The organism is Variovorax sp. GW823-FHT04B03 (assembly GCF_058796495.1).
This window is the reverse complement of sequence record NZ_JBXAIT010000002.1, coordinates 868,215-894,992: the sequence shown is the minus strand read 5'-3', so window position 1 is coordinate 894,992 and position 26,778 is coordinate 868,215. Positions and strand designations below refer to the sequence as shown.

The 26,778-nt window shown below is 66.4% G+C and carries 27 protein-coding genes; 10 read left to right on the top strand and 17 right to left on the bottom strand.

Annotated features, from left to right (window positions below; genetic code table 11):
* The first annotated feature begins 60 nt into the window (after positions 1–60).
* Positions 61–747 carry a TetR/AcrR family transcriptional regulator gene (locus AC1RAD_RS12810; protein WP_492735139.1) on the top strand — a complete coding sequence of 229 codons (687 nt, stop codon included), beginning with the start codon at positions 61–63 and terminating at the stop codon, positions 745–747.
* Positions 748–954: 207 nt separating this feature from the next.
* Here AC1RAD_RS12810 and AC1RAD_RS12805 read toward each other — a convergent pair whose 3' ends face one another.
* The 4 genes from AC1RAD_RS12805 to AC1RAD_RS12790 all read right to left on the bottom strand — a co-directional run bounded on the left by AC1RAD_RS12805 (position 955) and on the right by AC1RAD_RS12790 (position 3,289).
* A complete protein-coding gene (locus AC1RAD_RS12805; protein ID WP_492735137.1) occupies positions 955–1,314 on the bottom strand; it encodes a hypothetical protein in 360 nt (119 codons plus the stop codon).
* Positions 1,315–1,348: 34 nt separating this feature from the next.
* Positions 1,349–2,056 (bottom strand): alpha/beta hydrolase-fold protein, encoded by a 708-nt coding sequence (locus AC1RAD_RS12800; RefSeq protein ID WP_492735135.1) that lies wholly within the window; start codon positions 2,054–2,056, stop codon positions 1,349–1,351.
* A 374-nt stretch (positions 2,057–2,430) separates the two neighbouring features.
* Positions 2,431–2,955, bottom strand: a complete 525-nt coding sequence (locus AC1RAD_RS12795) for a hypothetical protein (protein WP_492684217.1) — start codon at positions 2,953–2,955, stop codon at positions 2,431–2,433.
* 52 nt (positions 2,956–3,007) lie between these two features.
* On the bottom strand, positions 3,008–3,289 hold the full coding sequence (locus AC1RAD_RS12790; protein ID WP_492684216.1) for a DUF6959 family protein: 282 nt from the start codon (positions 3,287–3,289) through the stop codon (positions 3,008–3,010).
* 249 nt (positions 3,290–3,538) lie between these two features.
* On the opposite strand from AC1RAD_RS12790, the gene AC1RAD_RS12785 reads away from it, so the two are divergent.
* Positions 3,539–3,859: a hypothetical protein gene (locus tag AC1RAD_RS12785; RefSeq protein WP_492735133.1), complete on the top strand. Its 321-nt coding sequence runs from the start codon at positions 3,539–3,541 to the stop codon at positions 3,857–3,859.
* A 568-nt stretch (positions 3,860–4,427) separates the two neighbouring features.
* The gene (locus AC1RAD_RS12780) at positions 4,428–4,592 is read left to right on the top strand and encodes a hypothetical protein (RefSeq protein WP_492735240.1); all 165 of its coding nucleotides are present in this window, start codon (positions 4,428–4,430) and stop codon (positions 4,590–4,592) included.
* Positions 4,593–4,766: 174 nt separating this feature from the next.
* On the opposite strand, the gene AC1RAD_RS12775 is transcribed toward AC1RAD_RS12780, so the two are convergent.
* The gene (locus AC1RAD_RS12775) at positions 4,767–5,729 is read right to left on the bottom strand and encodes a homocysteine S-methyltransferase family protein (protein WP_492735131.1); all 963 of its coding nucleotides are present in this window, start codon (positions 5,727–5,729) and stop codon (positions 4,767–4,769) included.
* A gap of 331 nt (positions 5,730–6,060) precedes the next feature.
* Entirely contained in the window at positions 6,061–6,657 is a 597-nt protein-coding gene (locus AC1RAD_RS12770) for a TetR/AcrR family transcriptional regulator (RefSeq protein ID WP_492735129.1), read from the bottom strand.
* Between the two features lie 136 nt (positions 6,658–6,793).
* On the opposite strand from AC1RAD_RS12770, the gene AC1RAD_RS12765 reads away from it, so the two are divergent.
* The gene (locus AC1RAD_RS12765) at positions 6,794–7,735 is read left to right on the top strand and encodes a DMT family transporter (RefSeq protein ID WP_492735128.1); all 942 of its coding nucleotides are present in this window, start codon (positions 6,794–6,796) and stop codon (positions 7,733–7,735) included.
* A gap of 69 nt (positions 7,736–7,804) precedes the next feature.
* On the opposite strand, the gene AC1RAD_RS12760 is transcribed toward AC1RAD_RS12765, so the two are convergent.
* Genes AC1RAD_RS12760 through AC1RAD_RS12745 form a run of 4 tightly spaced genes read right to left on the bottom strand, consistent with a single transcriptional unit; the run spans position 7,805 to position 11,724 of the window.
* Positions 7,805–8,938 carry a glycosyltransferase family protein gene (locus AC1RAD_RS12760; RefSeq protein WP_492735126.1) on the bottom strand — a complete coding sequence of 378 codons (1,134 nt, stop codon included), beginning with the start codon at positions 8,936–8,938 and terminating at the stop codon, positions 7,805–7,807.
* 8 nt (positions 8,939–8,946) lie between these two features.
* Positions 8,947–9,708: a hypothetical protein gene (locus AC1RAD_RS12755; RefSeq protein WP_492735124.1), complete on the bottom strand. Its 762-nt coding sequence runs from the start codon at positions 9,706–9,708 to the stop codon at positions 8,947–8,949.
* Entirely contained in the window at positions 9,698–10,696 is a 999-nt protein-coding gene (locus AC1RAD_RS12750; protein WP_492735122.1) for a hypothetical protein, read from the bottom strand. The genes AC1RAD_RS12755 and AC1RAD_RS12750 overlap by 11 nt, the downstream gene beginning before the upstream one ends.
* On the bottom strand, positions 10,693–11,724 hold the full coding sequence (locus tag AC1RAD_RS12745; RefSeq protein WP_492735120.1) for a glycosyltransferase family 2 protein: 1,032 nt from the start codon (positions 11,722–11,724) through the stop codon (positions 10,693–10,695). The genes AC1RAD_RS12750 and AC1RAD_RS12745 overlap by 4 nt, the downstream gene beginning before the upstream one ends.
* A 96-nt stretch (positions 11,725–11,820) precedes the next feature.
* On the opposite strand from AC1RAD_RS12745, the gene AC1RAD_RS12740 reads away from it, so the two are divergent.
* Together AC1RAD_RS12740 and AC1RAD_RS12735 are read left to right on the top strand one after the other, a co-directional pair.
* The gene (locus AC1RAD_RS12740; RefSeq protein ID WP_492735118.1) at positions 11,821–13,161 is read left to right on the top strand and encodes a UDP-glucose dehydrogenase family protein; all 1,341 of its coding nucleotides are present in this window, start codon (positions 11,821–11,823) and stop codon (positions 13,159–13,161) included.
* Between the two features lie 61 nt (positions 13,162–13,222).
* Positions 13,223–14,107: a hypothetical protein gene (locus AC1RAD_RS12735; protein ID WP_492735116.1), complete on the top strand. Its 885-nt coding sequence runs from the start codon at positions 13,223–13,225 to the stop codon at positions 14,105–14,107.
* Positions 14,108–14,377: 270 nt separating this feature from the next.
* Here the strand turns inward: AC1RAD_RS12735 and AC1RAD_RS12730 are convergent, their stop codons facing one another.
* Positions 14,378–14,977: a TetR/AcrR family transcriptional regulator gene (locus tag AC1RAD_RS12730; protein WP_492735114.1), complete on the bottom strand. Its 600-nt coding sequence runs from the start codon at positions 14,975–14,977 to the stop codon at positions 14,378–14,380.
* A gap of 419 nt (positions 14,978–15,396) precedes the next feature.
* On the opposite strand from AC1RAD_RS12730, the gene AC1RAD_RS12725 reads away from it, so the two are divergent.
* From AC1RAD_RS12725 to AC1RAD_RS12715, 3 genes are all read left to right on the top strand, one after another.
* A complete protein-coding gene (locus AC1RAD_RS12725) occupies positions 15,397–16,512 on the top strand; it encodes a DUF3800 domain-containing protein (protein ID WP_492735112.1) in 1,116 nt (371 codons plus the stop codon).
* A gap of 96 nt (positions 16,513–16,608) precedes the next feature.
* A complete protein-coding gene (gene mrdA, locus AC1RAD_RS12720; protein WP_492735110.1) occupies positions 16,609–18,585 on the top strand; it encodes a penicillin-binding protein 2 in 1,977 nt (658 codons plus the stop codon).
* 127 nt (positions 18,586–18,712) lie between these two features.
* Entirely contained in the window at positions 18,713–21,100 is a 2,388-nt protein-coding gene (locus AC1RAD_RS12715) for a DNA polymerase II (RefSeq protein WP_492735108.1), read from the top strand.
* Positions 21,101–21,113: 13 nt separating this feature from the next.
* Here the strand turns inward: AC1RAD_RS12715 and AC1RAD_RS12710 are convergent, their stop codons facing one another.
* From AC1RAD_RS12710 to AC1RAD_RS12695, 4 genes are all read right to left on the bottom strand, one after another.
* Positions 21,114–21,677: a hypothetical protein gene (locus AC1RAD_RS12710; protein WP_492735106.1), complete on the bottom strand. Its 564-nt coding sequence runs from the start codon at positions 21,675–21,677 to the stop codon at positions 21,114–21,116.
* Positions 21,678–21,751: 74 nt separating this feature from the next.
* The gene (gene fusA, locus AC1RAD_RS12705; protein WP_492735104.1) at positions 21,752–23,812 is read right to left on the bottom strand and encodes an elongation factor G; all 2,061 of its coding nucleotides are present in this window, start codon (positions 23,810–23,812) and stop codon (positions 21,752–21,754) included.
* Positions 23,813–23,946: 134 nt separating this feature from the next.
* Positions 23,947–24,411 carry a hypothetical protein gene (locus tag AC1RAD_RS12700; RefSeq protein WP_307585351.1) on the bottom strand — a complete coding sequence of 155 codons (465 nt, stop codon included), beginning with the start codon at positions 24,409–24,411 and terminating at the stop codon, positions 23,947–23,949.
* 293 nt (positions 24,412–24,704) lie between these two features.
* The gene (locus tag AC1RAD_RS12695; RefSeq protein ID WP_139702348.1) at positions 24,705–24,914 is read right to left on the bottom strand and encodes a hypothetical protein; all 210 of its coding nucleotides are present in this window, start codon (positions 24,912–24,914) and stop codon (positions 24,705–24,707) included.
* A gap of 178 nt (positions 24,915–25,092) precedes the next feature.
* On the opposite strand from AC1RAD_RS12695, the gene AC1RAD_RS12690 reads away from it, so the two are divergent.
* Positions 25,093–25,497, top strand: a complete 405-nt coding sequence (locus AC1RAD_RS12690) for an OsmC family protein (protein ID WP_307693297.1) — start codon at positions 25,093–25,095, stop codon at positions 25,495–25,497.
* Between the two features lie 24 nt (positions 25,498–25,521).
* Here the strand turns inward: AC1RAD_RS12690 and AC1RAD_RS12685 are convergent, their stop codons facing one another.
* Positions 25,522–26,202: a GNAT family N-acetyltransferase gene (locus AC1RAD_RS12685; RefSeq protein WP_492735101.1), complete on the bottom strand. Its 681-nt coding sequence runs from the start codon at positions 26,200–26,202 to the stop codon at positions 25,522–25,524.
* Between the two features lie 139 nt (positions 26,203–26,341).
* Entirely contained in the window at positions 26,342–26,740 is a 399-nt protein-coding gene (locus AC1RAD_RS12680; protein WP_095745880.1) for a hypothetical protein, read from the bottom strand.
* Between the last annotated feature and the right edge of the window lie 38 nt (positions 26,741–26,778).

Genomic DNA, 26,778 nt, shown 5'->3' with positions numbered 1-26,778 from the left:
ACAACTGTATGATTTCAAGGATTGGCTGTCAACGAACTTCAATACCTCGCCACTTCCCTCATGCCCAAGCCCACCGCAGCGAAAACCGCCGTCTCTTCGAAGCGGCAGGCGCTTTCCGACACCACCGCAAACCAGATCCTCGACGCCGCCGAGGCCCTGTTTGCTGCACATGGCTACGGGGGCACCAGCATGCGAGCGATCGCGGAGCGGGCCAACGCCAACCTGGGAGCCTTCCACTACTACTGGGGATCGAAGCAGGCGCTGTGCAAGGCCGTGCTGGAGCGCCGCCTGGGGCCGGTGATGAAGGAGCGCAAGGAGCGCCTGGATGCGTTCGAGGGTCGGAAGGTCCCGTTGCGAGACATCCTGCGGGCGTCCATGGCGCCCTCACTGCTTGTCGCGGGAGCCAGTGTCCAGGAGCGCGAGTCGTTCCGTGCGTTCTACGGCCGCATGCTGATGGACCCTGCCGATGAAGTGCATGCACTGACAGCATCCATCGTGGACGATTTCGCGCGCCGCTTCGTGGATGTCGTAAGCCACGAGCTTCCTCACTTGAGCAGCGAAGAGTTCTACTGGCGGGTCATCTTCGTTTACGGCGCATTCTTCTATGCGCACAGCACGCACACGCGGGTGCAGGCGCTGTGGCCCGAGAAGTTGCAGCAGACCAGCATGGAGGCCGGCGTCGACTTCCTGGTGAACTTCATCGAGGCGGGCCTCAAGGCAAAGCCGGCGCCCAGGTCCGCGGGTTGACGGGCCACCTGACAGACAAGCGTCTGGTGGGGGGCAGCACTGAGATACGTGATTCGAATGTTCCGGTCGCGCTGGCGGCCATGGCACTGCTCGTCCGAAACAAGAGGCCGGAGCGCCAATAACAGGACCCCTCACGAACACCGGCCGCAGTGATCGAGATCGAAAGCGACCCGATCAAATGACGCTCAGGAAATGCGACTTCGTTCTCTACGCCGCGTCTTCCGGCATGCCATCAGCACCAAATGCGACACCGCGCTCTTCCAGCATCTCGCGCGCGGCGTGGTGCACCACGCCGCGTTTGCGCGTGTCGGACTCCAGCAGCCTGCGCAACGTGGCCTGGCTGACATTGGCATTGCGCACCACTTCCATGCGGACGCCCCAGAACTTGTCATTCGCAAAACGATCCAGGATCTCTTCGTCTGCATCCGGGTTCATGGCCGCCACGGCGCGTATGGCCTGATTGGGATCAGTCAAGAAGGGCTCGAGTTCAACCGCATCGGACGCTCCACTGGCAGCGATGTAACGAAGCGCCTCTGCAGCTTTCTGTTCAGTTGTCTTTTTGACCATTGCGCTCTCAAAGTGATGAAGCTCACCGAGCTTCTCATGCGCAATGGTTGATGCATCCGAATTCCGGCCGCCCGGGTCGGATATGCGGCCATGGGCCCCGCAAGGATTCTCGCGACCTGTGGGGGGCGAAACGACTTTTCTCCAGCTTTCGGCTCAAGCCGGCGACGGGCGCGCAGCCCGTGCCAATGGGGCGGCAGGGATGCCGCCAACATCGGGCCATGAGGCATGCCGGGAAAGGCGAGGTACTGCGCACGCACGCCTGCGCGGTCGAGTCGCCCCGCCAGGTCCCAGCCTGCCTGCGGTGGCACGGCGGCACGCTGGCGTCGCAGGCGTTCGGCGCGCGCCGCGCTGACACCTGCAGGAGGTGGCGCGGCAGGACTCTCGCCTTCGGTCGAGGCGCCTTGCATGAACAACAACATGGTCTCGCGCCCCGCCGGCAGGGGGCGGGGTGTTCGGCCTCGCGCAGGATGAAGCCGTCCTGCCACCACAACGAGGGGGCCGCCGCCGCGCAGCGCGAGAAGAACTGCGGCCGGCGCAACAACGCGTGCAGCGCGAACAAACCACCGTACGAGTGTCCCGCACAGCGTGCGGCGTCGCGGATCCAGCGGTGCGCGCGCCGCCAGGGCCGGCACCGCTTGGGCGACGATGAAGTCGAGAAAATGATCGGCGCCGCCGCCTGGTCGGCCAGGTTCCTCGTCGTCCCAGGTCGGACCGTCCGCGCGCACCGACGGCGTGTAGTCATAAGCGCGCATCGCCACGTCGAAACGCAGATCGCTGTCGGGGCCGATGGCCAGGATCATCGGCGCGTCGCCGCGAGCGCTCAGTGCATCGAGTTGTGCATTGCCGAGCGAGCAGGCGGCAGTTGCTGCGATCGCACAGGGAATTTCAGGTCAAAGGGAGTTCCAATGCGGTCTACGACAGGCCGTTCTACGGACTTGCCTGTCGGGATCGTCCTTCAAGCAGACATCGGCGGCCCCGAGTCCGGCGGCGGAAATCGCTGCAAAGCAGTCGGTCGACCTCTCGCATCGCAGGACCGCATCGGGCCCAAAGCAGTAGTTCGCGGTCCTCTGAAGCAGTCGCTCCGCTTTCTCTCACCCCTACGCAACCGCAGCCCCACTACCTTCGGCCCAGAGCCCACCAAGGCTTCTTCGTAGGGGTTTTCTGCGCCGAAGAAGGGCCCGGCGAGTTGCTGGGACCGCTCCTCAGACGCTCGCGCTCAAGAAGTTCTCGACTGAAGGCAATCATTGCGTCGCAGCGTTCCTCGAGTGCCGAAAAAGCGGATTTCAACCTAAGTAAGTGGGTAATGCGAATATTGCCGTCTATGAACGGATATGCCTCTTGGTTGAGCGCGATCCAAACCTTCCGTTCGTCTGACGACTCGACGATCCAACGCTCCAGAGTCCGCCCGATACGCGCACCATTGTCGTTTGTCCGCCAAGTCCAAAGATCTAGCAGCACCGCTACGTCTTCAGCGCGATATGTGGCGGGCAGATCAGCCCAGAGCAACTCCGCCAGATCCGAATCATCTCCATATTCATCGAGCAGGCGAATCACCGTGTCATCGCTGCCCTGATGGTTGGCTAAGCGTAATGCAGCCACCTCATCTAGAGTTGCTTGGATCAAGGTGGTACGGGTGTGCATGAAACTATGGTGCGCCCGCAAGTAAATGTCTGGTTCTGGCCGGATGGCGTCGTCAGCCGTTCGAGGTATCAGTGAACGGTAGTTTGATCGCGTGGGCTGCGAGCACTGTTTTGTAGTGGTTCAGAAGGCTCTCAAGATGATCTGCAACATCGGCGAGATCTGCAGCAGCCTCTTCGTCGAGGAGATAGGCACTGCGTTGGACGCGACGAACCGACTGCTGAAGTCCGTGAAGCGTATCGCCTTGAACTAAGCAGCCGGGAAAGTGACGGTCCGGGTGCCGTAGAACTGCGGCGTTGCTCGTATCGGAATAGATTTCGACCTGCTCTTTTCTCATGATCTAGTGTGTGCCGGGAAGGTCAGCTTCTGGCCGACTGTAGCCGGTCTCGCTGCCGTCGCGAAGAAGACCGAAGCCGTCATAGATCACCCTCCAAAACAGATGTCGCTCAAGTGCAAGGGCGCTGGGATCGATCTCTCGAATCCGGAGTTTTGCTGACTACACTCGACCCTGGCGAGGAGGAGCGCCAAAGCTATGAGACTGATTCAACGCGTGCTGTGCGTTTGCTTGCTAATGGCCATGAGCAGCGTGAGCGCCGACGACGACCCTGTTGTTGGTGAAGCGGGTACCGTGACATGCGAGCAATGGGTATCGGCTCGAGCGTGGGGCTACAAGAACGTGCGAGTCTCAGAGGTAGAACGTGGGGTTTACGGCTGGGTCCAGGGTTATCTTGCGGCTATCAATCTGATGAGCCGGAAAGGCCCGCGGGTGCTTGTCCCAGATACTGATGTGATCGCTGCGTTCGTGGATGCCACGTGTAAATGGGACCCAAAGTCGCAGATCACCGAGATCACTGCGCAGTTGGCTGTGAAGATGGAGCTGCCTGTCAGCCGCAGCAAGGAGAAGTAGCAGCTGAGATCCAGCAATTCATGGCCGCGTGCGTGTAGGTGCGCCGTGAAGCAAATCGGAGCCGATCAAGGGCCCATTTGCCTCACGGCGACCACGCTGTGAGACCTCGCCTTGCCGTGAGAAGCTGGGCCTTCACAACCCGATCAGGCCACCATATTTGGGTTTTTCTTTGTTTGACTTAGCGCCCAAGGGCCGTCCGTGAAAAGCCAACCAGTAGAAAAGCTGAGGGGGCGCGACGAACGGCCGCTTGTGGCCGATAGTACCTATTCGTCTCGCAGGCGCCAACGACGGCAACCGCTGCATAGCCGTCCTTCGGGTATGTTCCCTTCAAACGGGTGTCAACGCCCACCTAGGCACCCTTACCACGCGAGTAGAGGAGATCGGCGACCCCGCGCTGAAACTCCAGATCAAGCGCGAACTGGGCATGGTCATTGCAAAGGTTTACACCAGACTCATGGCTCCGGTGATTCGAGCACATCCCTAACTTGATCCCGATTCCCCGCCCGATATCGAGACGTTCGGCAACAAGGGCTAATACGCAAAGCCGTCCCTAAAAAACTCGGCCTGCGTGCCTTTCAGTCAGGCCGGTGGCGCCTTGCTGTTCCACTTACTGTCCAAGCTGTACGAGCACATCGTCGTGCGCATCGATCAGAGAACGGCCACCGTCGATACCGGCAACGGCCACTCGTGGCGGGTGCCGCTCTACATGCTGCGGCATATGCCCGACATCTGAGCGCCACGTTCACACGGCTCCCGGCGTCAAGAGAGGGCTGAACCCGCGCCTACGTTGATTTCACGAGGCTTGATGCATCGGCGCGTGGCGCGACCGGCCGACGATCCGGATCGGAGACGCAAGGGCCGTCTGAATCGCCGGATGGGCGGGCGGGTGCAAACCCTGGGTGAACGGCTAGACCACGCCCCGGAACAAGGGCAGGCAGGCCATTGCAAGCTGCTTGACGTGGCGGTCGTCGGTGCCGCAGCAACCGCCCATGACGTTGAGGCGTTTCAACCGGTGCATCTTGAGCGCGGCATAGGCCTGCCCCAACTCCACCGGGTCGCCCGCATCCAGTTCGGGCGCCTCGTTCAACTCGGCATGGCTCATCCTGGAGGCGTTCGCGCGCAGACCGCGAATCCGCCCAGCCCACGGCGCGTCGGCATGCACCACCTGCTGGAAGTGGCTGGGGTGGGCGCAGTTGATCATGAAGTAGGCCGGATAACCCGCGGTGGCGCCGTCCACCTGCTGGATGGCGTCCGCCAGGGACTGCCCCGTCGGCAGCCTGCCATCGGTCTCCAGCGTGAAGGAAATGACGACGGGCATGTTCGCCTGCTTCGCGGCCAGCGCGATCCCCGACGCCTCTTCGACGTAGTTCATGGTGATGGCGGTCACCAGGTCGGCCGCGGTGCCGGCGAAGGTCTCGACCTGCGCACGATGGTAGTCCTGCGCTTCGCGCACCGACATGGCACGGTCCGGGACATAGCCGTCGCCGCGAGGTCCAAGGCATCCGCTGATGACGATCGGCGTCCGGCGGGTCTGGTAGGCATCGCGGATGTCCTCCAGCAGACCCACCAGCTGCCGGTCGACCGCCGCGAGCTCCTCGGGGCCGTAGCCCAGCCTGTTCCCCCAGTCTGGATTGGACCGCCAGGTTGCGGTTTCCAGAATCAGCCCGACGTCGAAGCTTCTGGCCAGCGCCGCGTAGGTCCGGAAATACTTCCGCAGCACTCTTTCGCCTTCCGGCGTCCGGAGCAGGTGAAAGGCGGCAAAGTCGGGAAGTTCCTGCCCCTCCAGAAAGATCAGGGTGGTCTCGATGCCGCCGTCGGTCATGAAGAAATCATCGCCGAGCTGCGGCAATGCGCTCCTGTAGGTTGCCATCGCTGACTCCTCTCATTCGGGTGTCCGAATGGCCGCAGCCGCCAAGGCGCCGGGCCCGCGAAGCGGATGATGACAGTGAGCGCCTCGCGGGCCAAGTGCTTGGCCGGCGGCGCGCCTTTTCCCCCTTCAGGCTTCGGCTGTCGTCGGCGGACACGCCGCAGGTGATTCTCGATGTTGCGTTCGGAAAGGCCCATGCTGGATGCAGGCTTCCGCCGGCCGCTTTCCGGCAGCCATCCAGCGCATGACCGTTTGTTCGCGCGGAGTCAGGCGATGCTCGAACCGCTGAGCCTTTCCGGTCGACGCCTGCACCCGGCGGCTCCGTGCAACGGCGTCAGCTCGTTCGGCGATTCACATTCGGAACCAAGGCCTTGATCACCGCGTCGGCCATCCGATGAAGAGACGGCGCGTTCTGATAAACCCGCTCCATCACTGCCAGGCCTCGGGTGAATGTGATGACAACCTGCGCGGTTTCCTTGGGGGACAGCGAAAGCTGTGTCGACATATCCCCCTTCGACATGGCTGCTGAGACGACGCCCTGGAGCTCATCGAGCAACTGACGCAGCCGTTCCTGGATGCGTGGGCCTGCACCATCGACCTCCGTTGCTGTCTTCGTGGTGAGACAACCCCGAGGCGGTACGCCTTGCGTCATGTTGGCGATCGCGACCTTGAAGAAGGCGCGCAACGCCGCCTCTGCGCGCGGTTTGTCGAGGGCTGTGCGCGCGTTGTCCAGAAACCTGGTGGCGTACGCCTCGAAGGCCAGCAAGAACAGCTCCTCCTTGCCGCCATAGGCGTGATAGAGCGAACCGCGCTGCACATCGGCGGCCTCTGCCAGATCGGCCATGGACGTGGCCCGCCAGCCTTTTTGCCAGAACACGTCCAGCACGGCGTCCAGCACCTTGGCCTCATCGAACTGCCTGACTCCTGCCATGAGAAATCCTCGCGCTTTCTATCTTTGACAACGACGTCAAACTTGACAATACTGTCAATGATAATCCGTCCGCCATGCAGGCGATGCCCGCGGCGCCAGGCAAGACACTGGCATCGTTCTGAAGGAACCCCACTCGATGACTCGGCTTTCTGCCTCACCGCCAATTTCCCAACTCGGCATCGATCGTCGATGGGTGGGTGTGCTGTTCGGACTCGCTTCGGCCCTGATCTGGGGCGCCTTTCCGGTCGTGACTCGCTTCGGGCTGACTCACACGGCATTGGACGTCTACGACATCACCTGCATCCGGTACACGGTCTCGGGCGTGATGCTGCTGCCGTTTCTCGTACGACGAGGTCTCATGGGGCTGAGCTGGACCGCCATCGCGCTCATGACCGCCGGCATTGGCGCGCCCTACATGCTGGTGGTCGCCTTCGGCCTCGGCATGGCGCCGGTGGAGCAGTTCGCCGTGGTCACGCCTGGCAGCATGATCCTGTTCTCCGCGCTCATCAGCGCCTGGGGATTCGGCGCCAGGCTCTCGCGCAGGGAGACGGCGGGCATTGCGCTGATCATCCTCGGGGTCGCGCTGGTCGGCTTCCACAATTTCAGCGCCGTCCGCTCCTCGCCGTGGGCCTACCTGATCTTCCTTCTGGGCGGGCTGCTGTGGGCCATCTACACCGTCTCGTCCAAGCAGTTCTCTGCATCGGCGCTGCACGCCACCGCCATCGTTTCGGTGTTCTCGATGGTCATCTACCTGCCCGCCTACCTCGCGACGCGCGGGCTGCACCTGTTGCAAGCGCCGCTGGGTGACATCGGCGTGCAGGCGTTCTATCAGGGGGTCATGGTCTCCACGGTGGCGTTGTTCTTTTTCAGCAAGTCGGTACAGATTCTGGGCGCAGCCGTCGGTGCCACGTTCGCTGCACTCGTTCCCGGCGCAGCGACGCTGCTCGCTTTGCTGGTCCTTGATGAGCGGCCCAGCGCCACAGCCATTGCCGGGCTGGTCATCGTCACAGGCGGCATGACGGCGATGCTGATCCAGCAGCGTCGATCCTCGTCCCCCGTTGAATCCAGAGGACATTGAGTCCCTGAACCCGGCAATTTCCGTCGAGGAGTTTCTGCGTCGAAGGGTGCATCTTCCTCGGTGCTTCATTCATCGAACAGGCGGCGCAGCCGCGAGGCCGTGGAGCAGCACCGTCCAGTGCTGCAGTCGGGCCATGGCGGCCTCGCGGCCTTTCTGCGCCGCTTGTGGACCGCTGCCGTCGTCGGCCAGCGCGATCAGTTCGTGGGCCGCCGTCGTCACGGCCCGCGCGAAATCCTCGGTGCGGCCCTGCCACACCACGATGCGATGGTGCAGGCCCATTTGCGCGGCGCGCTGCGCATTGATCGCCTGCTCGGGCTGGTCGGTCAGGAGCAGGAGGATCGGCTTGCGGTACACCGCCGCGACCGACAGCGCCGCCATGCCGGGTGCCGAGACGATGAAGGCGCTGCGCGCGGCCCTCTCGATCCAGTGTTCGTCCTGCGCGTGCCAGCCCGCGCGCTGCGCATAGCCTTCGCCGACGAGGTGCGCCGGCGCGCGGGCATCGGCCAGCCCGCGTTCCAGGCCATCGGCCAGTGCGGCTTCCTTGAAATGCGGGTTGAGGTACACCGCGGCCTGCGGCGCGAGGTCGTCGTGCGCTTCCGTGTCGGCGTCGACCACGGCCACCGGCGTGGCGAGCCGGTGGCCGCCGCGTCCGTCGGCCTGCGGCTCGCCGTAGGCGAAATCGTGCGCGATGCGCGCGCGGCTGCGGTCAATCTGCCATGCGACGATGCGGCCGAAGATGTTCGCCATCCACGCCGGCATGCGCCCGCTGAAGTTGGTCTGCAGCGCATGCCGCAGGCTCGCGCCGTACACATGCACCACCTTGCGCCGCCAGACCGGCATCCAGCCCATGAACAGCAGCGCGGGGTGGAAGGAGTCGTTCACCACCAGGTCCGCATCGCGGAACCATGCGCGCAGCCGAAGGATGTCGCGCAGCATGCGCTCCGGGCGGAAAACGTAGTGCGCCACGTTGCGGTCGGTTTCGCGGCGCAGCATGTTCTGCTCGCGGTCGAACTGCACCGCGTAGTGGCGCGAGAGCACCGGCGCCTCGATGCCGAAGCAGGCAAGAAAACGCGCGCCTTCGTCGGAGGTGGTGAGCACCTGCACGCTGGCGCCCGCGGCGCGCAGCGAATGCGTGAGCAGCTGCGCGCGCATCAGGTGGCCGCGCGCGTCCGCGGTCGCGAGGTAGACGATGCGCGGCGGCATCGACGGACTCAGGCCGCCACCGGCCGCGCACGGCCGGGGCGCAGGCGCAAGGCCACGCCCGCGAGGTACATGCCCAGCGCGCCGGTGATGCCGAAGCCGCGCTCGGTGTCGCGCACCTCGCGCATCAGCTGCGCGAGCCGTGCTTCTTCATGCGGCGCCACGCAGCGCTGCAGCGTGTGGCTGCACAGGCGGATGTGGCGGTCTTCGTCGGCCAGCACGCGCGTGAGCAGCGGGTGCAGCGCATGCCGCGGGCCGATCAGCGCGCAGTGGCGCTGCAGGATGCGCGAGGCCATCTGCTCGGCGGCGAGGCCGATCGCATACGCCGGCACGAGGCCACCGTGCGCGAAGTGCGGTGCATGGCGCTGGATGAGGCGCTGCCAGCGCGCGAGCTTGCGCTGGCTCAGCCAGTCGGGCTTCGGCGCTGCTTCCGGCGATGCAGCCGCCTGCGCCGTGCCGCCGCGCGCGACGATGGCGTCGGCGAAGAGCCGCGCATGCAACTGCTCGTCGGCCAGGTGCTGGTCGAGCTGGCGCGTGAGCCACTCGGGCGCGTTGGTGCGCAGCTCGCGCTGCAGCGCCTGCTCGGACGATTCCTCGCCGATCAGATACAGGCGCAGCAACATCACTTCACCGGCGCGGCTCGCATGCATCTGGCGCAATGCGGCGCGCTTGATGTGATGCACCAGCCGGGCCTGCAGCGCCGGCCAGCCACGCAGTTGCGGCGGTGCGAGGCAGTCGAATGCCGCGTTCGCCGGGGCGGTGTCAGCGTCCATCGGCTTTTTTTGCCACCGGGGTCTGCGGCTGCAGTTGCTGCCAACCGAGCACGAGGCCGATGAAGCTGCCTTGGAGGAAGGCGCGCGCCGATGCATCGGCACCGGCGAACTCGCGCTGCTGGCCGTCGTAGCGCACGTAGCCCTTGCCGCCCGCGGCACCGAGCACCAGCTTCTCGTTCTTGTGGAAGCCACGCTGCATCAGCGGCAGCAGCAGCGATTGCGATTCGAGGCCATAGAGGAACAGGTCGCGCTGCACCACCTGGCGCGGAATCTGCCCGCTCAACGCCTGCAACTCGAGCGACCAGTCGCCCTGACGCATCGCTTCGGACAGCTCGCCGCCCTTGGCCCCCGGCGCGTGGAAATGCGCGCGGGCCACCGACTTGGAGGCACGGCTCAACCCCAGCCCGACAGTGATGTCCGCATCGGTGGCGCCGCCTTTGCGGTTGTCCCGCACCTGCACGAGTTCGTTGGCGAGCCGCGCGGCGATCGAGGGCCTGGAGAGCGTCTCGGCGATCTGCGCCGGCGTGAGCACCACGCGCTCGGCACCGCCCTCGATCACCACGACCTGGTACGGGTCGATGCGGATGTCGCTGAACTCGCCACCGACGGGCGAGTGCGCATGGCTGCTCACCGACCACTCGTTGCCTGAGCGGCTCAGCAACGCATGGAAGGTCAGCGGCACGCGCTGGCCACTGTGGCGCGACTGGCCGGAGCCTTGCAGCAGCACGTCGCCCACGATGGTCTTGCGGCCGTAGCTGCGCGGGTTCGCAAAGCGCAGGGTGTGCGCCGTGCTGTCGAGTGCGGCGCGCGTGTCGGCGTCGTCGAGGGCGAGGCGGTTGCACTCGTTGGCGGGGCCCGCGAGCGCGGAGAAGGGGCAGCCGCTGTCGGACTTGAAATTGAAGACGCCGCGTCCGGTGAAGTCGGCGGCGCCCGCCGTCGCGCATGCGCCGGCCAGCACGAGAAGGCCGAGGATGCTTTTCCTGTTCATGTCGGGCGATGGTACGAAAGCGCCTGCGCATCCGCGTTCGTGCGGCCCGTCGTGTGCAGGCCGATGCCGCGCGCGAAGGCGCCCAGCATGTCGATGGCCGAGAAGCCCACGATCAGCGCCACGCCCGCGAGCCAGCGCAGGCCGCGCAGGGGCGGCAGATCCTGGTGGTTGAGCGCGCGCACGCTGAAACCCAGCCGCGTGAACAGTACGCACAGCGGCCCGATCGGTCCGCTCTTCGCAAGCCACTGCCAGCGTGCCGACACATAGCTGCGCAGCAGGTGCGGCGTGAGCGAGTACGTGTCCTGCCCGCGCATCCAGCGCAGCTTGAGCGCTTCGGCACGCGTGTCGGGCAGGCGGTGCTCGGTGTGGGCCGCGGCCGCGTAGTGGATGGGAACGTTGGCCGCCTTCAGCCGCATGCCCAGCACCTGGCAGTGCGCGCGGTACACGCCATCGAGCGCCTGGTAGCTGTGCTGCTCGAACACGTCGCGGCGAAAGGCCACGTTGTTCGCGTAGAAGTTGCTCGTCGCGCCCGCGTGGTCGGCGTTGGGGAAATACATGAAGTCGATGGTCGTGAGCGCGGTGCCCACGATGCTGGCCGCGTAGCTCGTGCGGCCGGCCACCACCGCGGGCGCATCGGCGCCGCGCGTGAAGGGCGTGAGCATCTGCAGCAGCCAGTCGTCGTCGGGCAGGCAATCGGCATCGGCGAACACCACGTGGTCGCAGCGCGCCGCATCGGTGGCCGCGAAGCCGACGTTCTTGGCGTCGTAGTAGCCGGTGGCGGCGTCGATGCGCACGAAGTCGATGGGGCGGCCCGCCAGCGCCGTGACGGCCTCGCACGATGCGGCGCTCAGCCCGTCGTGCGTGATGACCACCTGGGCCAGGGCCGTGAGCGGCAGCTTCTGCTTTGCCAACAGGGCGACCAGGCGCTGCAGGCTGGTGCTTGCGGCGGCTTCGGCATCCGCTCCGCCGCGCAGGTTGTTGGTCTCCAGGACCAGCGCGCAACGCGCAGCAACTTGATCGGGCATCATCGAATTTTCCTGTCGGGACATTGTTTTGAAGGCTTGCATCCTGCTTTTATCTCACAACCGCCGCCGCGGCCAGTGCCTTGGGGGAGGGGCTTACGCATGAAGCTCGCCATCTTCGGCGCCGGTTATGTGGGCCTCAGCTTCGCCGCCTGCATGGCCGAAGCGGGGCACGACGTGCTGTGCGCGGATGCCGATGCCGGCCGCATCGAAGGGCTGCAGCAATGCCGGATGCCGCTGCACGAGCCGGGGCTGGAGGCGCTGGTGGCAGCGGGCCTCTCGACGGGGAAGCTGCGCTTCACGGCCGACGAGCGCGCGGCGAGCCTGCACGGCGACGTGCTCTTCATCGTGGTCAACACGCCGGCCGATGCGCAAGGCGATGTCGACCTTCGGCATGTGATGGCCGTGGCCCGCAGCATCGGCCAGCACCGGGACCGCGACGCCGTGGTCGTCTGCAAGTCCACCGCGCCGGTCGGCACCGCGGAGCAGGTCGAGGCCGTGCTGCACGCGGCGCTTTCGCAGCGGGGTGCGGCCCATCGCGTCGCGGTGGCCGTGAACCCCGAGTTCCTGCGCGAGGGCTCGGCCGTGCGCGACTGCCGGCAGCCCGACCGCGTGGTGATCGGTGCGACCGACCCCGCGGCCATCGACCTGCTGACGCGGCTCTACGAACCCTTCGTGCGCGACCCGGCGAAGCAGCTGCTGGTGATGGACCGGCGCTCCGCCGAGCTCACCAAGTACGCCGCCAACGCGATGCTCGCGACCCGCATCAGCTTCATGAACGAGATGGCGCGCGTGGCCGAGCATGCGGGCGCCGACATCGAGATGGTGCGCCGCGGCATCGGCTCGGACCGGCGCATCGGCCCCGACTCCCTGCAGGCCGGCGCGGGCTATGGCGGCTCGTGCCTGGCGAAGGACGTGCGGGCGCTGCGGCATGCGGCCGATCGCGATGGGCAGCCGCTGCGCATCCTCGCGGCCGTCGAGGATGCGAACCATGAGCAGAAGGGGCGCCTCTTCGACCTGATGACGCACCACTTCGAAGGCAACATCGCAAACAAGACCATCGCGCTCTGGGGCCTGGCCTTCAAGCCCGACACCGACGACATGCGCGATGCGCCGAGCCTCGTGCTGCTGGAGCGCTTGTGGGCGGCGGGCGCGCACGTGCAGGTGCACGACCCGGCGGCGATGCCGAATGCACGCGCCATCGTCGGCGAGCGCGGCGACGTGCGCTGGTGCGACACGCCCGAAGACGCATTGCAGGGTGCCGACGTGCTGGCGCTCGTGACCGAATGGCCCGTGTTCCGCCGCCCCGATCTGGCGCGCATCGCCAGCACATTGAAGGCGCCCGCGATCTTCGACGGCCGCAACCTCTACGACGCCGCCGAAGTCGAAGCCGCCGGCATCGCGTACTACGGCATCGGGCGCGGCCGGTCAGTGCGGCGCTGAATCGTCGTCAGCAGCATGCCGGTCACTCGCCGGCTTTTGATCCATTGAAAACGTCAACCCCATGTCGGAACGAATCGAACTGAAGCTTGATTGGACAAGAAAACAGGTCCGGCAACTGGCCGCAAATGGCGAGGTGTCCATCCTGCAATTTGCCGCCGCACAGGAGGTGCCGCCTTCGCTGCTGGAAATCCTGAACGAGGATCTCTTCAGGCATCGGCCGGACATCACATGGCGGATGTATGGAAGCTACGCGCGTGTGTGCGATCTTTCTTGTCTGAGGCTCATGCCCCATGTCGAAAGGTTGAGCCTTGACTGCCTCACCCGGGTCAGCAATGCGCATGCCGTAGAGGCCTTGCCGAAGCTGAAGGAGTTCGTCTTTGATGTGTACGAAGCAGATTCACTGAATGTGTTGAACGCAGTGCCCACGGACCTGCAAAGACTCAGAATTGGCAAGACGAAAACGAAGAAGACCGACCTTTTCGGGCTGGAGCGCTTTTCCCATCTGAGACAGCTCGTTGTTGCCGGCCACACGCGAGGCCTCGAGGTGATTGGAAAGCTGTCGACCTTGAATGAGGTGTCCCTCATGGGGATGCCTCTGTCGAACCTGGTCTTTCTACGGCATCTGCCCCACCTGCATACGCTTCAACTGGGATTCGGAAGCGCAGAACCTGGACACGCTTGCGGGCCTGAACGCCCTGAGACACCTGGCACTGCTGCGGATCAAGGATTTGTCGGACCTGTCGGTCGTCAGCCAACTGGAGGCACTGCAAAGGTTGACCGCGCAAGATCAGCCACACCTTGCCAGCTTGCCCTCGTTGGCTGCGCTCAAGGATCTGGCACTGATCGTCCTCAACAACGTGGGGCTGAAGGACCTGAGGTGGGTGGCCTCTGCACCGGCGCTCGAAAGCCTGGCCATGTTTCAGATGCCAGCGCTGGCGCACGGTGACATCCAGAGTCTCCTGAGTCAGCCCGGCCCTCTGAGGCGCCTGATGGTGGGGTTGAAAAGCGCTCGCGAGCACAAGCTCGCGCGACAGGCGATCGAGGAATCAGGCCTGTGGGACGATGGCGGCTGGTGGCGGTGACATCGCGACCCTTGGCGTTGTCGTCGCATTGAACTGCGAGGCGATGTCTGTACTCATCAATTCGGAGACGGCCTGCATGAGCATGGCCGCACTGACCGGCTTGGGCACCCCCACTCGCATATTCGGGCCAGCGCTCATTCCTGGCGCGCGTGGCTTTGGCGCACGGCTTGCAGATACCCGTCCAATGCAAGCAGGACCTCCTGAACCATGACGTCCGCGCTCGGCAACACGGCGCTCACCAGCAGCGTCTGCTTCACCAGCGCATCGACGACGGTGTAGGCGCCGAAGGCCACGCGCGCATCGTGCAGCCCTTCGGGCCAGTCCACCGCGCACGTCAGTGCCTTGCCGAAGAGGTTGACGTTGTGCTGGTACAGGCGGTTGTAGACGAGCTGCGGCGAGACGCGGCGCTCGATGGAGCTCAGCACCCGCCAGCGCCCGCCGCCCTCGAGCATCGTGTGCACCTGGGTCTGCGCCAGCAGACGCGTGATCTCGCTCAGCGTGCGTTGGCCTTCCGCTTGGACGACGTCGTCCACCGCGCTGGACAGCGCGGTCGAGAGCTTGCGCACCCAGGTGCGCACGGTCATGGCCGCGACCGCTTCCTTGCCGGGGAAGTACTGGTAGACGCTGCCGACGCTGACGCCGGCCACGTTGGCGATGTCGCGCATCGACGTCTTTTCGTAGCCCTTTTCCAGCAGCAGGAGCACGAAGGCGTCCTGGATGGCGATGGACGTCATCCATGCGCGTGACTGGGAGGGTTTGCGTCGGGGCTTGAGAGCGGTCGTCATGGCTGAAAAGCGAACACCGGGACGGCGCACGCAAGGAGGAGGGCCTCGTTGCAGAGGGAAATCAAGGCCTCGGGGTGCGTCCCGAAAACTGAACATGCCTGCCCGGTCGATTTCCTAGACTTCTTCCAACCCAAGGCAGCCGGTGGCCGCGAGCCCCGAACCTCACTTCAATCCAAGGCCAACGCGCGCACTCGTCATTCTTGCATGTCACCTCCTGCGTCCTACAAAGCACCTTTGCGCGAACTGCGCTTCGTCCTGAACGATCTGCTCGGCATCGACGGAGAACTGAAGGCGCTTCGTCCCGCCGACGTCCCGCACCACCTCGCGAGGGCGAAGGGAGACCCGACGCGAGGCGTTCGCCCCGCGCCATGACCACCATCTACATCGACGAAAGCGGCCACAGTGGCGACATGGTCGGCAGCGGCGCGGGCTACGACTTCAAGCGGCAGCCTTACTTTGCGTTGGCGGGCGTCGGGCTGCAAGACGAAGAGGAGTGGGATGCACGCCTCCAGGCGTTGCGCGATCGTCATCGCATTCCCTCGGGCGAACCCGGAGCCCGATCGCAGGCATCCAGGCCGGAGTTCTCCGCGGCCGTGATCCACGCCTTGCTCGACCGGCGGGCCCCGCTTTTTGTGGAGCTGGTCGACAAGCGCTACTTCATCTGCAGCTGCATCACGTCGTTCCAGCTGCTGCCGTCCTGCCTTGGCTACCCCGAGTCGATGCGGCTCGACTTCCTCAGGAATGCCGTCTCGGATTTCCTGCACGTCCATGCCGATGCGCAGGTGCTGGACAGCTTCGTCGCGTCCTGCCTGACGCCGGAGGCTGGAACACTTCACGCATCGTTTGCCAGCCTGCGCGATCTGGCCACGCAAACCGCCGAGGAGGAGGAGGAAGAGGCCGCGGCGCAGATCGCCAAGGGGTTCGGTCGCATCGTCGAAGCGGCGAACACCGAGTACCACGCGCTGAGTGGCGCCCAGCATCAGCCCTGGCTGGAGTTTCTTCCGCCGCCCGAGCTCAACACGTCGTCGACGCAGGCCTGGACGCTGCCGAACCTGACGTCGTTCATGCGCATCTACGCCCGGATCCACCTCTACTACCGGCACTGCCTGGCCGATGTCCGGCTGGTGCACGACCAGAATTTCGAGGTGCAGCGCATCCTGGGTCAGGGGAAGGCCCTGGCCGAAGGACCGGACCGTGCGATGGAACTGCTGTGCACGCCTCCGTCCGACCACCGTTTCGAAGAAGTGGCCGCCCTCGACTTCAGGCAATCGCACGAAGCGGCCGGCGTGCAGATGGCCGAGGTGGTGGCGGGCGCTACGATGCGCTTCTTTCGTGACCTGCACGCAGGCACAGGCGTGTGCCCCGCGCTGCGCGAGGCCATGATGCGGTTGATCTCCGAAGGGGACGAGCGCACGGGGTACGGCCTCAAGCAGGTGGTGCCGACCCGCCAGGTTCGCATCGGTGCCGAAGAGGCGTGGGCCTGAGCGGACGATCGCGTCTCGTCGACCGCCGACGCGGAACCTTCGGGCGAGCAGGGCCTCCTATCTGGCTTCTCCGCTTCTTTCCCCCCGTTTCGCCCGATGAATGAAATCCGCAATGCCGCCGCCGAGCTCGCTCTTTTTCGCCGCCGCGTGGTGGTGGTCGGTTGCGCGGTGCTGTTCGGATTCGGACTGATCGGCGCGCGGCTGGTCTATCTGCAGGTGGTGCGCCATGAAACGCTGGCGGACCGGGCCGAGAGCAATCGCACCGCGATCGTCCCCGTGGTTCCCAACCGCGGGCAGATCCTGGACCGCAACGGCGTGGTGCTGGCGTCCAACTACGCGGCCTACACGCTGGAGATCACGCCCTCGAAGGTGGGCGACATCGCCACCGTCATCGACGAGCTGGGCGAGCTGCTCGAAGTGACGCCCAAGGACCGCCGCCGCTTCCAGCGCCTGCGCGAGGATTCGCGCAGCTTCGACTCCCTGCCCATCCGCACCCGCCTGAGCGATGAAGAGGTGGCGCGCTTCGCGGCGCAGCGCTACCGATTTCCCGGCGTGGAAATCCGGGCGCGGCTGTTTCGCACCTACCCGCACGGCGAGGTGGGCGCGCACGTGATCGGCTACATCGGGCGCATCAACCAGCGCGAGAAGACTGCGATGGACGACTGGGAAGAAGACGAGCGCGCCAACTACCGGGGCACCGACTACATCGGCAAGGTCGGCATCGAGCAGAGCTACGAAAAGGCGCTGCACGGCCAGACCGGCGTGGAGCAGATGGAAACCTCGGCCGGCGGGCACGCGGTGCGCCGCCTGTCGCGCCACCCCGCCAGGCCGGGCCAGACTGTGATGCTGTCGCTCGACATCAAGCTGCAGAAGCTGGTGGAAGACATGTTCGGCGAGCGCCGGGGCGCGCTGGTGGCCATCGACCCGAAGACCGGCGAGGTGCTGGCCTTCGTGAGCAAGCCCACGTTCGACCCCAACCTGTTCGTCGAGGGCATCGACACCGAGAACTGGAAGGCGCTGACCGAGTCGCCCGACAACCCGCTGCTGAACCGCGCGCTGCGCGGCACCTACCCGCCGGGCTCCACCTACAAGCCCTTCATGGCGATGGCGGCGCTGCAGACCGGCAAGCGCAGCGCCGAGAAGGTGGAGAACGACCCGGGCTTCTACAACTTCGGCGGGCGCACCTTCCGCAGCCACCGGGGCGGGCTGGGTGGCGTCGACATGCACCGCGCCATCCAGTTTTCAAGCAACACGTACTTCTATTCGCTGGCCGCCGAGATGGGCGTGGACCTGATTCACGACTTCATGGCGCCCCTGGGCTTCGGGCAGTTCACCGGCATCGACCTGCAGGGCGAGTCGCGCGGCGTGCTGCCCAGCCGGGCGTGGAAGCGCGCGGCCTACCGGCGTGCCGACATGAAGACCTGGCACCCGGGCGAGACGATTTCGCTGGGCATCGGCCAGGGCTACAACAGCTTCACGATGCTGCAGCTGGCCTCGGCCAATGCCACGCTGGCCAACGGCGGCGTGCGCTACCAGCCGCACCTGGTGCGGGCCATCCGCGACACGTCGACCGGCGAGGTGGTGCGGCAGGTCCAACCCCCGGCCCAGGACCTGGGCTACGCGCGCAAGCACGTCGAGGTGGTGCGCGACGCGATGGTGGCGGTCACCAAGGGCGGCACCGGCACGCGCGTGTTCGCGGGCGCCGCGTACACCTCGGCCGGCAAGACCGGTACCTCGCAGGCCGTGGGCCTGAGCCCGAAGGCGCGCGCGAGCGGCAAGGCCCTGGAGGCGCGCCAGCGCGACCACGCGCTGTACATGGCATTCGCCCCGGCCGAAGACCCGACCATCGCAGTGGCCGCGATCGTCGAGAACGCGGGCTTCGGTGCGGCGCACGCGGCGCCGATCGTGCGGCGGGTGTTCGACTACTGGATTGCAGGGCAGTACCCGAACGACGCCGACATGGCGGCGGTCCAGGTGGGGAAGGCCGGCGCGCCCATCGGCAAGCCACTGGTGGCCAGCGAGGTGCCGGTGGTGGATGACGGTGCGCAGGGGGATGAGGCTGGGGTGCTTTGAGGGGGCGGGGCGGATGCGCCCCCTTGCGGATGGCAAGCCACCACGCCGGCTGCAGCTCGCACGCGGCCGGGCGAGAATCTCCTGATCCCAAGTCCGCCTTCTCCCTCGACCCGATCTTCGAACGCCCGTGACCTCCACCGACCTCCAGGGCTTCATCCTCACGCGCCACTGGCGTGATGCACCGACCGGCACGGAGATCGAGTACTGGCTGGCCACCGAGGCGGGGCCGAGGAAAGTGGTGCTGACTTCCCGCAGCAGCGTCGCGTTCGTCGCCGCCCGGCACAGGACGGCGGTGGAAGTCCACCTCGCGGCCATGCCGGGCGTGCAGTTGCGCGAGCTCGAGCTCCAGAGTTTCCAGCAGGAAGCCGTCCTCGGCGTCTATGCGACGCACTTCCGCCAGATCGGCCGGTTGGCGCGCGCCCTGCAGGCGCAGGGCATTCCCTTGCTCGAAGCCGACGTGCGCCCGCACGACCGCTACCTGATGGAGCGCTTCATCACCGCCGGCCTGCGGGTGGAAGGCGGGCGCGCCGAGGGCGCCACGCTCGTCGACTGCAAGCTCAGCCCAGCGCCTGAATTCCGGCCGGTACTCAAGGTCGTGTCGCTGGACATCGAGACGAGCCAGCATGAAGGGCTCTACTCCATTGCGCTGGACGGCACGCCGGAGCGCGTCGTCTTCATGCTCGGCGAGCCGCCGCCCGAGCCGGGCGACCCCATGGATTTCTCGCTCGTCTACTGCCCGAGTCGCAAGGCGATGATCGAGCAGCTCAACGACTGGTTCGAGCGCAACGACCCCGACGTCCTCATCGGCTGGAACGTGGTCCAGTTCGACCTGCGCGTGCTGCAGAAAACCGCCAACGACTGCGGCGTGCCGCTGCTGCTGGGGCGGGAGCGCCGGCCCATCGAATGGCGCACGCACCCGGGCAAGCAGGGCTACCTGTTCGCGCCCACACCGGGGCGGATCGTCCTCGATGGCATCGAGGCGCTCAGGGCCGCGGTGTGGAGCTTTCCGTCCTTCAGCCTCGAGAACGTCTCGCAGACGCTGCTGGGCGAAGGCAAGGCCATCGGCGACGAGTACGACAAGATGGCGGAGATCGAGCGGCGCTACCAGCACGACAAGCCCGCGCTCGCGCTGTACAACATCCGCGACTGCGAGCTGGTCCTGCGCATCTTCGAGAAGGCGAAGCTGCTGCAGTTCATGATGGAGCGCGCCCAGGTCACCGGCCTGCAGGCCGATCACTTCGGCGGCTCCATTGCCGCGTTCAGCCACCACTACCTGCCGCGGATGCATCGCCTGGGCTACGTGGCGCCGAACGTGGGCGAGATCGCGAGCAAGGCCTACCCGGGCGGCTACGTGATGGACTCGAAGCCGGGCTTCTACGACTCCGTCGTGGTGCTGGACTACAAGAGCCTCTATCCCTCGATCATCCGCACCTTCCTGGTCGATCCGGTGGGCCTCGTCGAAGGTTCGAACGCCGCCGATCCGACCGGGCTCATCCACGGACCGCAGGAGACCGTCTTCTCGCGCGACAGGCACTGCCTGCCGCAGATCGTGACCACGCTGTGGCACGCGCGGGACGAGGCCAAGCGGGCGAAGAACGAGCCGCTGTCGCAGGCGCTGAAGCTGCTCATGAACTCCTTCGCCGGCGTGCTGGGCGCGTCCGAGTGCCGGTTCTTCAACCCCAAACTGGTGTCCGCCGTGACCCTGCGCGGGCACGAGATGATGAAGCTCACGCGCGAGTTCGTGGAGCAGCGGGGCTACGAGGCGATCTACGGCGACACCGACTCGATCTTCATCTGGCTCAGGCGCACCCACTCCAACGAGGAGGCGCATGCCGTCGCGGCCCGCCTGGCGGCCGACATCAACGAATGGTGGGCGCGCACGCTGCGCGAAGAACAGGGCCTGCAGAGCTTTCTCGAGATCGAGGTCGACACGCACTACAAGAAGTTCTTCATGCCCACCATCCGCGGCTCGGAGGTCGGCAGCAAGAAGCGCTATGCCGGTCTCAGCGTGGATGCCGCGGGCAAGGAGGAGATGGTGTACCGCGGCCTGGAGATGGCGCGCAGCGACTGGACCCCGCTGGCGCGCCAGTTCCAGGAGGGCCTGCTGTCGCGCATCTTCCAGGGCGAGCCCTACAAGGCCTTCGTGACCGACTATGCGAAGGCGACGCTGGCGGGCGCCAAGGACGACCTGCTCATCTACCGCAAGCGCCTGCGCCACCGGCTCGACGACTACCTGGTCAACGTGCCGCCGCAGGTGCGGGCCGCGCGCATCGCCGACGAGCACAACGCCCGGGTCGGCCGGACCCAGCAGTACCAGAAGGGCGGCTGGATCCAGTACGTCATGACCCGCAACGGGCCGGAGCCGCTGGAAACCCGCCATTCGCGCATCGACTACGAGCACTACCTCACCCGGCAATTGCAGCCGATCGCCGATGCCATTCTTCAGCCCATGGGGGACAGCTTCGCGGCCTTGACGACGTCGCAGCGCGAGCTCTTCGAGCCAGGATCGCCGTGAAGCGACCGCAGGATCAGGTGCCGGGCCGCGGGTCCTTGTCCGTGATGGACAGGTCGACCGGCACCCGCGTCTCGTGCCGGATGTTTCCGGGCATCTCGAACACCACCGTGAGGTGTCCCTTGACGCGCTCGAAGGGCTTGTCCAGCTTCACGTAGAAGCCCCGCTGGCTGCTCAGGGCGTTGTCGTAGGTCCAGAGAGAAAAGTCCTGCAGCGACGGCGCACCGCCGTCGTCCTTCAGGCGCAGCTTTTCGTTCTTCTCGTTCGTCAGCGCGTAGTCCTTGATCCGGTAGGTGGCAGCGTCGGCGATGTCGTCGTTCGTGTTGACGATGTGGCCGTTGCGCTTGTATTCGTCGACCTTGGCCTTGGGCAGCGGGTAGTAGGTCAGCACGTCGAACGCGCTCGCCGGCTTTTTCTTGATCAGCGTCTGGTCGGAATTGATGACCATCACGTGCACACCGAGTTGCGTGAGCAGCGCCCGCGCCTGGTCCGGGGTGTACGGCTGGCGCGGTGCGGCGTGGGCCTGGGAGGCGGGCAGAACGAACAGGGTGGACAGGACCAGCGGCAGCAGTTTCTTCATCGGGGAGCCCGTGCGGGACGAATGACGGATGCAGGCCATTAAGCCATGGCGACGCCGTATCCCCCGGTGCGTTCCTAGTCGTCGTCGCGCACCCGGTACTGCCCCATCAGCGTGCGCTGCACGGTCGGCGGCACGGCCTCGTAGTGCGACAACGTGAGGGTGTAGCGCCCCTGGCCGCTGGTCATCGCATTGAGCCGCGACTGGTAGTTGGCCAGCTCGACTTCGGGCACCTGTCCGCCGATGGCCACCGTGCCGGCCCCCAGGCCCGACGTGCCGGTGACCAGGCCGCGCCGCGACGACAGGTCGCTCGTGACGTCGCCCACGGCATGCTCGGGCACGGCGATCTCGATCTGGACGATCGGCTCGAGCACGGCCGGTTGCGCCTCGCGGATCGCCGCCATGAAGGCCTTGCGGCCGGCGGTTGCGAAGGCGATGTCCTTGCTGTCCACGCTGTGGTGCTTGCCGTCGTACACCACCACGCGCACGTCGACCACGGGGTAGCCGGCGATCGCGCCGTAGGCCAGCACCTCGCGCACGCCTTTCTCGACCGCGGGGATGAACTGGTTCGGAATGGCGCCGCCCCGGACCTCGTCGGCGAACTGAAAACCCGCGCCGCGCGCCAGTGGCTCGATGCGCAGGAAGACTTCGGCGAACTGGCCGGCGCCGCCGGTCTGCTTCTTGTGGCGGTGGTGGCCCTCGGCCGGCGCGGTCACGGTCTCGCGGTAGGCAATGCGCGGCGGGCGCGTCAGGACCTCGAAGCGGTACACCTCGCGCAGGCGCTCGAGCACGAGGCGCAGGTGCAGCTCGCCGAGGCCGTAGAGCACCGTCTCGTTGGTCGCGGCCACATGCTCGATGCGCAGGCACGGGTCTTCGGCCGCGAGCTTGCCGAGAATTTCCCAGGCGCGCTGCTCGTCGCCGTGGCGCTTGGGCTCCACCGCCAGGCCGTACACCGGCACCGGGAACGGCAGCGGCGCGAGGTGCACGTGGCTGTCTTCGGCCGCGTCGTGCAGCACGGCATCGAAGTGGATCTCGTCGACCTTGGCCACCGCCACGATGTCGCCGGGCACCGCGCGCGACACCTCGACATGGTCCTTGCCCTGGAGCATGAACAGGTGCCCCACCTTGAACGGCTTGCGGCCGTCGCCGATGTAGAGCTGGCTGTCGCGCGTGACCGTGCCCTGGTGCACGCGGAAGACGCCCATCTTGCCGACAAAGGGGTCGATGGTGACCTTGAACACGTGCGCCAGCACGTGCAGCGACGCATCGGGCAGGGCCTTCATGGGCTGGGCCTGCGCGCCTTCGCCCATGATGAACTCCGGCGGGTTGCCCTCGGTCGGGTCGGGCAGGAGCTTGACGATCACGTCCAGCAACTCGGCCACGCCGGCGCCGCTGCGCGACGACACGAAGCACACCGGGATCAGGTGGCCTTCGCGCAGCGCCTGCTCGAGCGGCGCGTGCAGTTCCGAGGGGTCGACGTCGCCTTCCTCGAGGTAGCGGTCGACGAAGGCCGCATCGACCTCGACCACCTGTTCCACCAGCGCGCGGTGCGCCGCTTCGACGGGCCCGAAGTCGGAGCGTCCGAAGCGGTTGAAGAAGCAGTCGATCACCTGCCTGTTGACCCCGTCGGGCACGTTCAGCGGCAGGCATTCGCGGCCGAAGGTGGCCTGGATGTCGGCCAGCAGGCCCGACAGCGAGACGCCCTGCGAGTCGATCTTGTTGACGATGATCATGCGGGCCAGGTGGCGCGAGGCCGCGTAGTCCATCATGCGCACCGCCATCGGTTCGATGCCGGTGGCGGCATTGATGACCACCGCCACCGTCTCGACCGCCTCCAGCGCCGGCAGGCTCTGGCCGAGAAAGTCGGGGCCGCCGGGCGTGTCGATGAGGTGGATGCGCGTGGCGGCGTGCGTGAGGTGCATCACCGAGGCGTTGAGCGAGTGCAGCATGCGGCGCTCGAGCGGGTCGTGGTCGCTGACGGTGCTGCCGCGCTCGACGCTGCCGCACGCGCCGACGGCGCCCGCCTTGAACAACAGGGCCTCGGCCAGGGAGGTCTTGCCGGCGGCCGCCGCGCCCACCAGCGCCAGCGTTCGCACTGCTTCCATTTCGGCCGCGAGGCCGTTCGATCGGCTTGGCATGGCGGGACTCCTTTGCGCGTCCGCAAGGCCGGCCCGGCGGCCCGCAAGGGCTCGGGTGCTGCGCATCGACGCCGGGCCAGCGTACGGGATTGACCGTGCCGATGCAAGCCGGGGAGGGCGCGCCGGCCGGCCGCTCAGGGCTCCTGCGGCGCGGTGCCTTCGGATGGCGGCCGGTCGGCGGGCAGCCTGCCCAGCCGCGACGAGGTCGCGCGCTCCGTGCGGATCTTGCGCAGCGTGTTCGTCAACGCCTGCGGGCTCGTGTTGAGCTGCCTCGCCGCCTTGGCCGGGCGCATGCCCTCGACCAGCACCAGCCGCGCGGCGGCGAGGGACGGGGTGGCCTGCAGGTGCAGCAGTTCGGCCACCTGCCAGAACTCGGCCGAGGTGAAGGTGCCGAGGTCCGGCGGCAACGAGCGCGAAGGGACGGCCTGGCGTTTCTCGAAAACGCAGTGAGGCGCCGGGTCCATCTGCCCGACCCGCGCGATCAGCGCCTCGAGGTAGGCCTGCGTGGCGGGGGTGTTGGAAACCCAGTTCGAATGGATGACCAGCTTCGTCCCGTCGTCGGGGAACGTGTGCTCCCAACTGACCCTCAACTCCGTCATGGCTGGCTGCGGAACGAGCGCATCGTGGGGCGGCTCGTTTCCATGTGATTTTTTTGCATTCGTGCAGTATGTCGCGACAACTCGCGCATTCTTTTGTCGATGTCGCCAGTGTGACCGATGAAGGTGGGTTTTATCCCGGGTTTTCGGTGTAGGCGAATGGAAAGATGGGCTGCCTCGCGGCGATGTGGCACGCGAGGCCCAGCGGCCGCCGGAGGCGAGCCAAGAAGGGCGCACGAACACGCGCCGCGCGCGACCGGCGCGGCGAGGGCTGTCTTCCTTGCGGTCTGTCCGCCCTAGGCCGATGCGGCCGATGGCTGGGCGGATGCGGCCTGCGGTTGTTCCTGCGAGGTGCGAACCGGCGCGGGGGGACCGCAGTCGTCCGGCATCTTGCGCGAGGTGCCTCTCACGAGGTGGCGGGGCACGTGATGTGTCTTGATGAAAAGCGCCAGCGCCTCGCTGCGCGCGGGCTCGGAGACCGGTAGAAACATGTGCAAAGCGCTCATGGTGTCGTTCCGTCGATGCCAGGCAGGAAGGCGGCGCACCCGCTTGTGCCGGGTGGCTGGCGACCCCTGGCATGGCCGCCCGGCGAGCATTATGAGCGTCTGGATCAACCGCGTTGGCGCTGATGTTTTCGGGCGTTCGGCCGCGCCAGAATGCTTGCTTGTCAACAGGAGCACACCCATGGGCCACACCGCAACGATCGTCTCCACCGACGTCAATTTCAACCACCGCATCCAGGTCGGCAAGTTCCAGCTCGTGGCGGACGAGCCGGCGTCGCTGGGCGGGCAGGGCGCGGGGCCGGCGCCCTACGACTACTACCTGGCCGCGCTGTCCGCCTGCACCGCGATCACGCTGCGGATGTACGCCCAGCGCAAGGGCTGGGAGCTGGGCGAGTTCAAGGCCGAGCTGAGCTTCACGAAAGACGCGGACGGCAAGGCGCACATCCACCGCGTGCTGCACGCCAGCGCACCGCTGACCGATGCGCAGTGGAGCCGGCTGCTCGAGGTGGTGGCCAACACGCCGGTCACGAAGACGATGCGCGAAGGTGCGGAGATCACGAGCGAGCGCGGGGTGGCCGCGGCCTGATCCAGGCCGCAGGCGCGGCGCTGTTCAGCGCCGTGAGATCACGCGAACGACGGGTTCGCTGTGCACGCGAAAACCCATGCGCTCATAGATGCGCCGCGCGCCCGCGTTGCCCTGCATCACATGCAGCACCGGCACTTCGCCGCGCCGCATCTGCTGCGTCACCAGGCGCGTGACCAGCCGCTTCGCATAGCCCTTGCCTTGCGCATCGGGATGCGTGCAGACACCGCTGATCTCGCGCAGTGTGCCGGCGGCCATGCGTTCACCTGCCATTGCGACGAGACGGCCGTCGGCGTCGAAGCAGCCGACGTACTCGCCGAGTTCGATGGTCCGCGTGGAGAAGGGACCGGGGCGCGTCAGGTCGGCCAGGGCCAGCACTTGTTCTACATCTGCCGCGCCCAGTCGGACCACATCGGGAAGCGTGTCGGCCACGGGCGCAGGCGCGTCCCAGATCATCTTCACGATGACCGATTCCATGTCGACCTGCCAGGTGGACGGCGCGGGGCCCGACCAGCCGATGGCATAGAAGTGCTCGTCCGGCGTGCAGTAGGGCAGCAGCGCGTCGAGGTCGGGATGCAATGCGTCGGCAAAGCCGACGATGGGGGAGAAGCCTGTGGCGTAGCGGCGTGCGGTCGATGTGCCGGCGGCAAAAGACGCATGCGGGCCCGAGAGGGCGTGCCAGGTGAGGTTGGTGAGGAGGTCTGTCATGGGACTGGATTCTTTCGGTCTGACAGGGACCGTTTTGCGCCGACCGTTGTTGTGGGAGCGGCGCCTCCTCGTCGGTGACGAGGAGGTGTGTCGCGTCGCACGGCGAGGGCAAGCTCGCCGGCGTCAGCGACTCAGTGCATCAGCACTTCATGGCCGTGGCTTGTGCGGCGAAGGCGTCGGAAGCAGCCTTGCATGCAGCGCCGAGTTGGGCGGCGTTGGCGCCGTAGCTGGCCCAGGTGGCCTTGGTCTGCTCGAGGCTGGACTTCAGGGCGTCAGCGGCGGCGCCGCTTTGCTTGCCCACGCAGGCGCTCACCTTGTCCAGGTACTCCTGGCATTCCTTGGGCACGTCGGCCGATGCCGTCGTGGTGGCTGCGGGGGCTGCAGCAGCCGGTGCGCTGGCGGCCGGTGCGGGTGCCGGCGTGGCCGGTGCGGTGGCAGCAGGTGCTGCGGGAGCGGCCGGCGCTGCGGGCGTGGACTCTTGCTTCGAGCAAGCGGTGATGGCGGCAGCCACGAAGATGAGTGCGAGCAGTTTGTTCATTTTTTCTTACATGAGCGAGTTGGATGATGTGCCACGCC

Coding starts and splice junctions, on each gene's coding strand:
- AC1RAD_RS12740 (WP_492735118.1), top strand. CDS start 11,821: ATGAAGCTCGCCATCTTCGGCGCCGGTTATGTGGGCCTCAGCTTCGCC.
- AC1RAD_RS12750 (WP_492735122.1), bottom strand. CDS start 10,696: ATGAACAGGAAAAGCATCCTCGGCCTTCTCGTGCTGGCCGGCGCATGC.
- AC1RAD_RS12725 (WP_492735112.1), top strand. CDS start 15,397: ATGACCACCATCTACATCGACGAAAGCGGCCACAGTGGCGACATGGTC.
- AC1RAD_RS12710 (WP_492735106.1), bottom strand. CDS start 21,677: ATGAAGAAACTGCTGCCGCTGGTCCTGTCCACCCTGTTCGTTCTGCCC.
- AC1RAD_RS12695 (WP_139702348.1), bottom strand. CDS start 24,914: ATGAGCGCTTTGCACATGTTTCTACCGGTCTCCGAGCCCGCGCGCAGC.
- AC1RAD_RS12800 (WP_492735135.1), bottom strand. CDS start 2,056: ATGACTACACGCCGTCGGTGCGCGCGGACGGTCCGACCTGGGACGACG.
- mrdA (WP_492735110.1), top strand. CDS start 16,609: ATGAATGAAATCCGCAATGCCGCCGCCGAGCTCGCTCTTTTTCGCCGC.
- AC1RAD_RS12755 (WP_492735124.1), bottom strand. CDS start 9,708: ATGGACGCTGACACCGCCCCGGCGAACGCGGCATTCGACTGCCTCGCA.
- AC1RAD_RS12775 (WP_492735131.1), bottom strand. CDS start 5,729: ATGGCAACCTACAGGAGCGCATTGCCGCAGCTCGGCGATGATTTCTTC.
- AC1RAD_RS12770 (WP_492735129.1), bottom strand. CDS start 6,657: ATGGCAGGAGTCAGGCAGTTCGATGAGGCCAAGGTGCTGGACGCCGTG.
- AC1RAD_RS12735 (WP_492735116.1), top strand. CDS start 13,223: ATGTCGGAACGAATCGAACTGAAGCTTGATTGGACAAGAAAACAGGTC.
- AC1RAD_RS12685 (WP_492735101.1), bottom strand. CDS start 26,202: ATGACAGACCTCCTCACCAACCTCACCTGGCACGCCCTCTCGGGCCCG.
- AC1RAD_RS12745 (WP_492735120.1), bottom strand. CDS start 11,724: ATGATGCCCGATCAAGTTGCTGCGCGTTGCGCGCTGGTCCTGGAGACC.
- AC1RAD_RS12805 (WP_492735137.1), bottom strand. CDS start 1,314: ATGGTCAAAAAGACAACTGAACAGAAAGCTGCAGAGGCGCTTCGTTAC.
- AC1RAD_RS12680 (WP_095745880.1), bottom strand. CDS start 26,740: ATGAACAAACTGCTCGCACTCATCTTCGTGGCTGCCGCCATCACCGCT.
- AC1RAD_RS12795 (WP_492684217.1), bottom strand. CDS start 2,955: ATGCACACCCGTACCACCTTGATCCAAGCAACTCTAGATGAGGTGGCT.
- AC1RAD_RS12765 (WP_492735128.1), top strand. CDS start 6,794: ATGACTCGGCTTTCTGCCTCACCGCCAATTTCCCAACTCGGCATCGAT.
- AC1RAD_RS12730 (WP_492735114.1), bottom strand. CDS start 14,977: ATGACGTCCATCGCCATCCAGGACGCCTTCGTGCTCCTGCTGCTGGAA.
- fusA (WP_492735104.1), bottom strand. CDS start 23,812: ATGCCAAGCCGATCGAACGGCCTCGCGGCCGAAATGGAAGCAGTGCGA.
- AC1RAD_RS12810 (WP_492735139.1), top strand. CDS start 61: ATGCCCAAGCCCACCGCAGCGAAAACCGCCGTCTCTTCGAAGCGGCAG.
- AC1RAD_RS12700 (WP_307585351.1), bottom strand. CDS start 24,411: ATGACGGAGTTGAGGGTCAGTTGGGAGCACACGTTCCCCGACGACGGG.
- AC1RAD_RS12690 (WP_307693297.1), top strand. CDS start 25,093: ATGGGCCACACCGCAACGATCGTCTCCACCGACGTCAATTTCAACCAC.
- AC1RAD_RS12760 (WP_492735126.1), bottom strand. CDS start 8,938: ATGCCGCCGCGCATCGTCTACCTCGCGACCGCGGACGCGCGCGGCCAC.
- AC1RAD_RS12790 (WP_492684216.1), bottom strand. CDS start 3,289: ATGAGAAAAGAGCAGGTCGAAATCTATTCCGATACGAGCAACGCCGCA.